Origin of the sequence: uncultured Altibacter sp., from assembly GCF_963972995.1 — a bacterium.
In the GTDB taxonomy this organism is placed as follows: Bacteria; Bacteroidota; Bacteroidia; order Flavobacteriales; family Flavobacteriaceae; genus Altibacter.
The window spans coordinates 42,776-50,928 of sequence record NZ_CAXAXI010000021.1 but is presented as its reverse complement, the minus strand read 5'-3'; the positions used below and the strand labels follow the sequence as shown (position 1 = coordinate 50,928).

Genomic DNA, 8,153 nt, shown 5'->3' with positions numbered 1-8,153 from the left:
AAGAGGCGTTACCGAACATGTCACACCCGGCGTAGCTTTGAACGATGATATCCTGCAGTCTAAATCCAATAACTTTTTGGCAGCACTTCATTTTGGAAGTGATGCTGTAGGCGTTTCCTTTTTAGATGTCTCCACAGGCGAGTTCTTGACCGCTCAGGGATCTGTAGAATATATTGACAAATTACTTCAGAATTTTAACCCTTCGGAAATACTTTTCAGTAAACAAAAGCGACGGTTATTCGCCGAAACGTTTGGAGACAATTACCATATCTTCCATCTTGAGGACTGGGTTTTCCAAAGCGATTATGCGTTGGAGAGTCTTTACAAACAATTTGATGTAAAGAACCTAAAAGGATTTGGGGTCGATCATCTCAATGCAGGGATCATCGCTTCGGGAGCTGTATTACACTACTTGGGGGAAACACAGCACAATAGATTGTCGCACATTACAAAGATCTCTAGAATTGCCGAGGATGACTATGTATGGATGGACCGATTTACCATTCGGAATTTAGAACTGTATCATTCGCAACATCAACAAGCGGTTACCTTGTTGGACGTTATCGACAAGACCATTTCACCCATGGGAGGCCGTATGTTGAAACGTTGGATGGCGCTTCCGCTGAAGGACTCAGAAAAAATTACGCGTCGGCATGAGGTGGTGAGTTATTTGCTGGCCAATGCGCCTACCCTCACTACCATTCAGCAACATATTAAACGCATAGGCGATCTGGAGCGACTGGTCTCAAAAGTGGCCACCGGAAAAGTGAATCCACGTGAAGTGATCCATTTGAAGAATTCACTGGAAGCAATCGTTCCGGTAAAGGCAGAAGCCCTAGCGTCTGAAAATCACTCGGTTCAGCGTATTGGTGAACAATTGCAATTATGTGAGTCCTTGCGGGCAAAGATCAAGGAAACCCTAAACGATGCTGCACCCGTACATATTTTAAAAGGAAACGCAATAGCTTCGGGTTTTCATGAAGACCTCGATGCCTTACGGGCTATTTCAACGGGAGGCAAGGAATATATAGAGGACATGTTGGAACGGGAGACCCGGCGCACGGGAATCACCTCGTTAAAGATTGCTTCCAACAACGTGTTTGGTTACTATATTGAAGTGCGGAACACCCACAAAGATAAGGTGCCCGAAGACTGGGTGAGAAAACAAACTTTAGTAAGTGCAGAACGCTATATCACCAATGAGCTTAAGGAATATGAATCTAAGATCTTGGGTGCTGAAGAGAAAATCGCGGTACTGGAACAGCAGCTATATAATGAGCTGGTGGAATGGATGTTGCCTTTTATTGGTGCCGTCCAACAGAATGCAGTATTGATCGCCGAGCTGGATTGTCTGTGTTCTTTCGCAACGCAAGCGAAACAAGCGAATTATTCCAGACCGCTGCTGGATGACACTTTCGACCTTGATATTAAAGAAGGGCGTCACCCTGTGATCGAAAAGCAGTTGCCGCCGGATGCCCCCTATATTGCCAACGATGTTTTTCTGGATAGGGAAAATCAACAGATCATCATGATCACAGGTCCAAACATGAGCGGAAAGTCTGCCATACTTCGGCAAACTGCTCTTATTGTACTGCTTGCCCAAATGGGCAGTTTCGTACCCGCAGCAGCCGTACGAATGGGTTGCGTCGATAAAATCTTCACGCGTGTAGGGGCCAGTGACAATATATCAATGGGTGAGTCGACCTTTATGGTCGAGATGAACGAAACGGCCAGTATCTTGAATAATATTTCTGAACGCAGTTTGGTACTGTTGGATGAGATTGGAAGGGGGACCAGCACCTACGATGGTATTTCCATTGCATGGGCCATAAGCGAATATTTGCATGAACATCCATCTAGGGCAAAGACTTTGTTTGCAACACATTACCACGAGTTGAACGAAATGACCGAAACTTTTGCCCGCATTAAGAACTATAATGTTTCGGTAAAAGAATTGAAGGATACGGTATTATTTCTTCGGAAATTAGTTCCCGGAGGTTCTCACCACAGTTTCGGGATTCATGTAGCAAAAATGGCAGGAATGCCACCTGCTGTGTTGCATCGTGCCAACAAGATCCTTAAACGATTGGAGAAGTCGCATTCTTCCGAAGAACTCACGGAAGAAATGAAAGCATTATCTAAAGAAGAAATGCAATTAAGTTTTTTTAAATTGGATGACCCCTTATTGGAAGAGATTCGCGATGAAATCCTTGATATTGATATTGATACGCTCACCCCTGTGGAAGCCCTTATGAAGTTGAATGAGATCAAACGTATGTTGCAACGAAATGCTTCGGTCAAGATGAAAAAGTAAGAGTAGTGCGGTCTTAATTTTTTTAAGAAATAGCTTTGCTTTTGCAGTAAATATTTTAAATTTGCACCTGCTTGCCGCTGAGGTAGGCGCACTTTGTAAGAAGTGTATTTTTGAAAAACGCGAAAATAGCTCAGTTGGTAGAGCGCCACCTTGCCAAGGTGGAGGTCGCGGGTTCGAATCCCGTTTTTCGCTCAGAGGAAATGGAATTCATGCTTTGACCTTTCAAGTATGGCAAAAATTGAAAACTCCGCGACAGTCGCGGGCCTGCCTGCCGGTAGGCAAGTTCGAATCCCGTTTTTCGCTCGATACCAAAATTACTGCTGAAGTGGTGGAATTGGTAGACACGCTGGACTTAAAATCCAGTGGACAGAAATGTCCGTACGGGTTCAAGTCCCGTCTTCAGTACAAAAGCTCCCAAACGGGAGCTTTTTTTAAAGATCATCACTTAATATCTTCTTGATCTCCTCGTCCACATCCTTTTTAAGATCGTCTGATGCAATGCTTCTTTTGCTTATTCGGTACGAAATATACATAAGGAAGAAAAGGATGGGCAAGATGGCCGGCAGGGAATACCAAAAATCGAATTCATCAATATACTGGATCTTATAATTGATAACGCCCGAGAGTTGAAATAGGAACATGGTGAGTGGCACTAAAATAGCGTATTTCCACCAATTTCCGGATGTTAAGAACCAGATGCCGGTCAATAAGACGAAGGTTATTTTTGTTAAAAGTGCATGCAAATAGGCTTGCACATTGTTAAATCCGCCGGAATCTATAGTTCCAAAAGGAGTGTCCCAAGTACTCGTTTCGGCGGGTGCGTACTTATACATATAAAATAAAAAAGGTGTTGCTATCAAAAAAGCAGATAGCAACACCCCATTGATAATATTTTTCTTTCTATCCGTTTGGTGGAACTTCGTATTTGTCTTTGTCAATTTGTTGCTCATCGGTGCTTAATGCTTCTGGGGTGCAACTTGCCGCTAGTGCAAGTATCGCTAAAATAAACATAAGTTTTTTCATAATAACTGTATTTGTAGGTTAAATTCCTGACGAAGATATACAGTTATTAGTAAATTTCTAATAGTGCAAAGAAACTAAGTTTTTAGTACTTTTATCGATTTTATTTACTTTTTATCGATTATTCTACTATAAATTTTATGAACAATCGTATTTCCTAAGGGAAAATATAAGGCAAAAAAGAGTGCCATACCTAAAGCAAATACATGAGGTCCAAAGGTGCGATCAAGAATGTTGTTCGGGTAGATATACGAGGTTTGAAAAGCATATCCTCCAAACTCGAGAATTCCCATAGCTACAAGTCCGTAAGCATATTGTGTAAAAAAACTGTACTCCTTTAAAACAATGGAGATCGGCACCATATAGAAGATATAGGTGGGAATGATTTGCCACCAATGGGTAAATTTGGCGATCTCCGTAAGAATCCCGATATAATTCATCAATACGCCCCACACGAGATACACTACAATATAGATATATACCCTGGTTTTTTCAACCAAGCGTACTTTGCGGTACATTTGCATGAAAGCATCTTTCATAGGAGAATAATCTTACTAATGATAAATAAAAAGCCTCGCATAGCGAGGCTTTTTATGTTTTAATGATTACCCATATTACATGGCATCATCATTGCCTTCTACTTCATCTTCTACTTCTTGAGCAGCGTTCTCCATAGCATCGCCGGTCTCTTCAGCAGCATTTTCCATAGCATCGCCGGCATCATCCATGGCATCTTCGGTATCATCTACCATCTCTTCCATGGCATCTTCTGCTTTTTCTTCCTTGGTCTCTCTACATGAGTAGATAGAGAATACTAAGCTTAAAGCAGCGAATGATAAAATAAGTTTTTTCATAATTATTGTGATTAGTGATTAATATATAGTAAATGTAATATATTTTTTAATTTTTGTATCTCTCAGGCTTAATTTTCGTTCATATCGTCTGTACCTTCAATTTCCTCTTCGATCTCTTCACCCGCTTTTTCAATGGCTTCTCCTGTTTCTTGCATAGCCTCTTCAATAGCCTCTCCGGCTTTGTCTAAATTTTCTTCGGTGTCTTGTGCTGCTGCTTCAATAGCTTCTTCGGCTTTTTCACCCGTAGTTTCGCGACAGGAATACGTGGCGAAAACTATGCTAAGTGCAGCTGCAGATAGAATTAGTTTTTTCATATTATATGATTTTTAGGTTATTAGCGTATAAAATTAAGTAATTTTTTAGTTAGGGGCGCTTTTCTATCAAATATTTCCAATACCGCTTGGGTACGTGTTGGTGATGCAGCCTCGTATTTTTTCGAGATGTAATGTTCGTGCTTTTAAAATAGTTCTTCCAAAGCGCTTCAAACTGCATTTCTTCTTCAGCATATCCAACATTTGGAGAAAGAGCGCCTGGATCAAATTTGAAGGTAATAATTTCAACGCGTACCAAATCGTAGTAGATCCCGTACTTTCGCTTCAGGTCGTAAATGATCCATTTTTGATCGGCATACCGATGTTTGAAATGTGATATATTGAGAGGTAATACATTAAAATCCGGGGAAATAACAGCAAAGTACACACCTTCTTTGGTTTGTCGGAAACGCACAAAGGCATCCAAGCGATGTTTTTCCCGATCCACCATTTTTACAACTTTTGATAGTCGCAATATGTCAGGATCGCTATAATTTTGAGAAATAGGACTGCTGGCTTTTAGTTGTTTCTGAATAAAAATCAGCATGGACTCTTCACTCCCTGCTATTTCTGAAAGATAGGCTTTGTAAATAAGTCGTAACCCATGGTGACTGCATTTCTGCTTCAAAGTCTTCCAAACTCTTTTGGCGTGTGTGACATTGGTTTGCACAACCTCTTTTTCGTCAAATAAAGTATGAGCATGATCATACTGAGCTTCTCTAAGAATACGAATCTTAGAAAGTCTTTCGTCGTACACCTTAAATACAACCGAAAGAAAACCGTCAAAAGACCCATCATATATAAGAAATTTGATCATCCAACCATAGGTGTGACTGGATCAAACAAATTTAATTGTCCATTCAGCATTCCCCGAAATTTATGCTTCGATTCCTGAAGGATCAATCCTTTAATTTGAGCCGCCGTTCTGTCCTTGGTCTCGAAACTAGGAGCGTCACAGACAATAAAATATTTTGCGCGATTTGCTGCAATACCCAACGCTTTTAAATGATCCCAATGAAGCCGTCTAAAACGTCTGGCCTGAAGTATCTTATGCACCGATTTGAGTCCAATGCCGGGTACTCTGGCGATCATCCCTCGGTCTGCTTTATTAATATCCACCGGGAAGAGCGCCAGATTCCTTAAGGCCCAGCTCAATTTTGGATCGATGTCCGAATCGAGATTAGGGTGTTCCTTAGATAATAATTCTCTAATGTCGAATCCGTAAAACCGAAGTAGCCAATCGGTTTGATACAGCCTGTTCTCACGTAATAATGGGACATTGGTGCCAATGGATGGCAATCGCGCATCGTAACTAATGGGAATATACCCCGAATAGTACACACGTTTCAGATTGTATTTTTTATATAAGTAAGCCGAATTGTACATGATCTCCGCATCTGTTTCCCCCGCAGCTCCTATGATCATTTGGGTACTTTGACCTGCCGGCGCATAGACCGGGGTGTTCTTGATAATTTTCCGCTCCGAGCGATACTGAATGATCTCATTTTTCACTTTCTCCATGGGCCGAAGAAAATCGTTTCTTTTTTTATCGGGTGCAAGAAGTTTCAATCCTTCAACCGATGGAATTTCAATGTTCACACTTAATCTGTCGGCATAGAGCCCGGCTTCACGCATTAAAGCATCACTGGCTCCGGGAATGGATTTTAAATGAATGTATCCATTGAAATTTTCTTCCTTCCGAAGTTTCTTGGCGACAGCGATCAAGCGCTCCATGGTATAGTCGGCATTCTTAAAGATCCCGCTGCTTAAGAACAGCCCTTCTATATAATTTCTTCGGTAAAAAGCAATGGTGAGATCCACCACTTCCTGCACCTTAAAAGCTGCTCTGGGTATATCATTGCTTTTGCGTGTGACACAATAGGCGCAATCGAAGATGCAATAATTTGTGAGAAGTATTTTTAGCAAAGAAACACAACGGCCGTCTTCGGTATAACTATGGCATATGCCCATGCCGCTGCTATTTCCTAATCCTTTATTTTTATTGGTACGCTTACTGCCGCTCGAGGCACATGAAACGTCGTATTTGGCGGCGTCCGCCAGGATATTCAACTTTTCTTTGATTCGTTCGTAATTCATTTCATGTATTTGGAAAGATTACAAAAATATGGAATATATCCATTTAAATAGGAATAGTTCCATAAAATATTTGGATAATTTCCAAATAAATGTAACTTTGGGTATGGATTCAAAATTGTCAATAGAAGCGAAACGCTTCAAGAAAGTGCGTGAAGAACTCAATCACACGCAGCAATCCTTTGCCGACCTCCTGCAGATCGGTGCTACCACTGCCGATATAGAGCGTGGTAAAACAAAACTTAGTGGGAAGGTGGTGATGGAACTCCTGCGGCAATTCAATATTAATCCGTTGTGGTTGTTTGGTGAAAGTTATACGCAATTTGTGAATATAAATGGTGGTGACGTAAGTCCGAAGGTGCTTACACTCGATACAGAATCCAATGACACCATTCTTTTGGTCAATCAAAAGGCAGCCGCTGGGTACCCGCATAACATTCAGGATGTGGATTGGTATGAATCGCTCCCATCATTCTCAATTCCGCTACCGCAATACCGAAACGCGACGTATCGAGGATTTCAGGTGGAAGGGGATAGTATGTTGCCAAATATTCGGCCTAACGAGTGGGTCTTAGGAAGAGCAGTTCCCAGTATTTCCGAAGCGAACGACAGTAAGATTTATATTGTGGTGCTGCGGGATTCCGTATTGGTAAAGAAATTGCAAAAAATACCCAATAATCCACAAAAAGTTCGATTACTTTCCTTAAATCCCGAATATCTTCCCATTGATGTAGAGATCTCGAACATACAGGAATTGTGGTTGGTAAACAGTAAATTGACATTTGGAATTGACGAGCCTTCAGAAAGTAGTTTGCTGCAGCAATTGCAACAGTCCATGCAAGAACTAAAAGGGCAAATCTCAAATTTAAAAGCATAAAAAGAGGCGACATTTCTGTCGCCTCTTATAAACTAACAAATTATATTAGTTGTCATTATCGGTCTTTACCTTAATCTTGGTATCACCGTCATCTTCTTTAATCTTCACCGATTTATCCTCGGTTTCCATCTTGATCTTGGTGTCGCCGTCATCTTCTTTCACTTTAATCTCGGCGCCTTCTTCCTCCATTTCTTGGATCAAGGCCTCGCTTTCGGTCATTTCTTCCTCTTTCGTTTCTCTGCAAGAAGTAAAAGAAGTCCCCATGAATAATAGGGTTACTGCAATAATTGCTACTTTTTTCATATAGATCTGTTTAATTAATCGTCGTTTCCAATTTTGTCGATCTCTTCGTTGATTTCCTCATTAATCTCTTTGTCCACTTCTTTAGCGGTACGCTCCAAGATCCCTTCCGATTCTTCAACCGCCTCATTGGTTTCTACTTCAACCTCTCGTACCACTTCTTTGGTTTCAGTTTTAGTTTCTCTACACGATGTAGTGGCCAATGCCGCTAGAACGATTGCAATTGATAAGATTATTCTTTTCATTTTCTAATAGGTTTGTGTTAATAGCTAAAACAAAGCTACATTTTTTAACATTTGGTCCTTCGTAAAGTTTTATTAAAGTTTCTAAACGAAATCTTATCATCTTCACCAAAGTTGTTGAATTAATCTCTGAAAATGAGG

At 40.9% G+C, this 8,153-nt stretch carries 11 protein-coding genes and 2 tRNA genes; 4 read left to right on the top strand and 9 right to left on the bottom strand.

Annotated elements, in window-relative coordinates; translation table 11 throughout:
• From mutS to AACZ11_RS09720, 3 genes are all read left to right on the top strand, one after another.
• Positions 1-2,314 (top strand): DNA mismatch repair protein MutS (mutS, locus tag AACZ11_RS09730; protein WP_339832300.1); only part of this gene is annotated, 2,314 nt, incomplete at its 5' end.
• A gap of 119 nt (positions 2,315-2,433) precedes the next feature.
• Positions 2,434-2,506, top strand: a tRNA-Gly gene (locus tag AACZ11_RS09725).
• Between the two features lie 127 nt (positions 2,507-2,633).
• Positions 2,634-2,719, top strand: a tRNA-Leu gene (locus tag AACZ11_RS09720).
• A gap of 26 nt (positions 2,720-2,745) precedes the next feature.
• Here AACZ11_RS09720 and AACZ11_RS09715 read toward each other — a convergent pair.
• The 7 genes from AACZ11_RS09715 to AACZ11_RS09685 form a co-directional block, all read right to left on the bottom strand.
• Entirely contained in the window at positions 2,746-3,147 is a 402-nt protein-coding gene (locus AACZ11_RS09715; protein WP_290624793.1) for a hypothetical protein, read from the bottom strand.
• A 67-nt stretch (positions 3,148-3,214) separates the two neighbouring features.
• Complete coding sequence (locus AACZ11_RS09710; RefSeq protein WP_255396934.1) at positions 3,215-3,337, bottom strand: hypothetical protein; 123 nt, start codon at positions 3,335-3,337, stop codon at positions 3,215-3,217.
• Between the two features lie 104 nt (positions 3,338-3,441).
• Complete coding sequence (locus AACZ11_RS09705; protein WP_290624794.1) at positions 3,442-3,873, bottom strand: hypothetical protein; 432 nt, start codon at positions 3,871-3,873, stop codon at positions 3,442-3,444.
• Positions 3,874-3,948: 75 nt separating this feature from the next.
• On the bottom strand, positions 3,949-4,188 hold the full coding sequence (locus AACZ11_RS09700; protein WP_290624795.1) for a hypothetical protein: 240 nt from the start codon (positions 4,186-4,188) through the stop codon (positions 3,949-3,951).
• A gap of 68 nt (positions 4,189-4,256) precedes the next feature.
• Positions 4,257-4,502 carry a hypothetical protein gene (locus AACZ11_RS09695; RefSeq protein ID WP_290624796.1) on the bottom strand — a complete coding sequence of 82 codons (246 nt, stop codon included), beginning with the start codon at positions 4,500-4,502 and terminating at the stop codon, positions 4,257-4,259.
• 49 nt (positions 4,503-4,551) lie between these two features.
• Positions 4,552-5,316 (bottom strand): TIGR03915 family putative DNA repair protein, encoded by a 765-nt coding sequence (locus tag AACZ11_RS09690; protein WP_290624797.1) that lies wholly within the window; start codon positions 5,314-5,316, stop codon positions 4,552-4,554.
• Complete coding sequence (locus tag AACZ11_RS09685; protein WP_290624798.1) at positions 5,313-6,596, bottom strand: putative DNA modification/repair radical SAM protein; 1,284 nt, start codon at positions 6,594-6,596, stop codon at positions 5,313-5,315. Before AACZ11_RS09685 ends, AACZ11_RS09690 begins: the two co-directional genes overlap by 4 nt.
• 103 nt (positions 6,597-6,699) lie before the next feature.
• On the opposite strand from AACZ11_RS09685, the gene AACZ11_RS09680 reads away from it, so the two are divergent.
• Positions 6,700-7,470, top strand: coding sequence for a S24 family peptidase (locus tag AACZ11_RS09680; RefSeq protein WP_290624835.1), 771 nt, complete (start codon positions 6,700-6,702; stop codon positions 7,468-7,470).
• A 45-nt stretch (positions 7,471-7,515) separates the two neighbouring features.
• On the opposite strand, the gene AACZ11_RS09675 is transcribed toward AACZ11_RS09680, so the two are convergent.
• The gene (locus AACZ11_RS09675) at positions 7,516-7,773 is read right to left on the bottom strand and encodes a hypothetical protein (protein WP_290624799.1); all 258 of its coding nucleotides are present in this window, start codon (positions 7,771-7,773) and stop codon (positions 7,516-7,518) included.
• 14 nt (positions 7,774-7,787) lie between these two features.
• Positions 7,788-8,015, bottom strand: a complete 228-nt coding sequence (locus tag AACZ11_RS09670; protein WP_290624800.1) for a hypothetical protein — start codon at positions 8,013-8,015, stop codon at positions 7,788-7,790.
• Positions 8,016-8,153 lie beyond the last annotated feature (138 nt).

Bases quoted from the DNA above. Each gene is read 5' to 3' on its own strand.
- AACZ11_RS09715 (WP_290624793.1), bottom strand. From the start codon at position 3,147: ATGTATAAGTACGCACCCGCCGAAACGAGTACTTGGGACACTCCTTTT.
- AACZ11_RS09710 (WP_255396934.1), bottom strand. From the start codon at position 3,337: ATGAAAAAACTTATGTTTATTTTAGCGATACTTGCACTAGCGGCAAGT.
- AACZ11_RS09705 (WP_290624794.1), bottom strand. From the start codon at position 3,873: ATGAAAGATGCTTTCATGCAAATGTACCGCAAAGTACGCTTGGTTGAA.
- AACZ11_RS09700 (WP_290624795.1), bottom strand. From the start codon at position 4,188: ATGAAAAAACTTATTTTATCATTCGCTGCTTTAAGCTTAGTATTCTCT.
- AACZ11_RS09695 (WP_290624796.1), bottom strand. From the start codon at position 4,502: ATGAAAAAACTAATTCTATCTGCAGCTGCACTTAGCATAGTTTTCGCC.
- AACZ11_RS09690 (WP_290624797.1), bottom strand. From the start codon at position 5,316: ATGATCAAATTTCTTATATATGATGGGTCTTTTGACGGTTTTCTTTCG.
- AACZ11_RS09685 (WP_290624798.1), bottom strand. From the start codon at position 6,596: ATGAATTACGAACGAATCAAAGAAAAGTTGAATATCCTGGCGGACGCC.
- AACZ11_RS09680 (WP_290624835.1), top strand. From the start codon at position 6,700: ATGGATTCAAAATTGTCAATAGAAGCGAAACGCTTCAAGAAAGTGCGT.
- AACZ11_RS09675 (WP_290624799.1), bottom strand. From the start codon at position 7,773: ATGAAAAAAGTAGCAATTATTGCAGTAACCCTATTATTCATGGGGACT.
- AACZ11_RS09670 (WP_290624800.1), bottom strand. From the start codon at position 8,015: ATGAAAAGAATAATCTTATCAATTGCAATCGTTCTAGCGGCATTGGCC.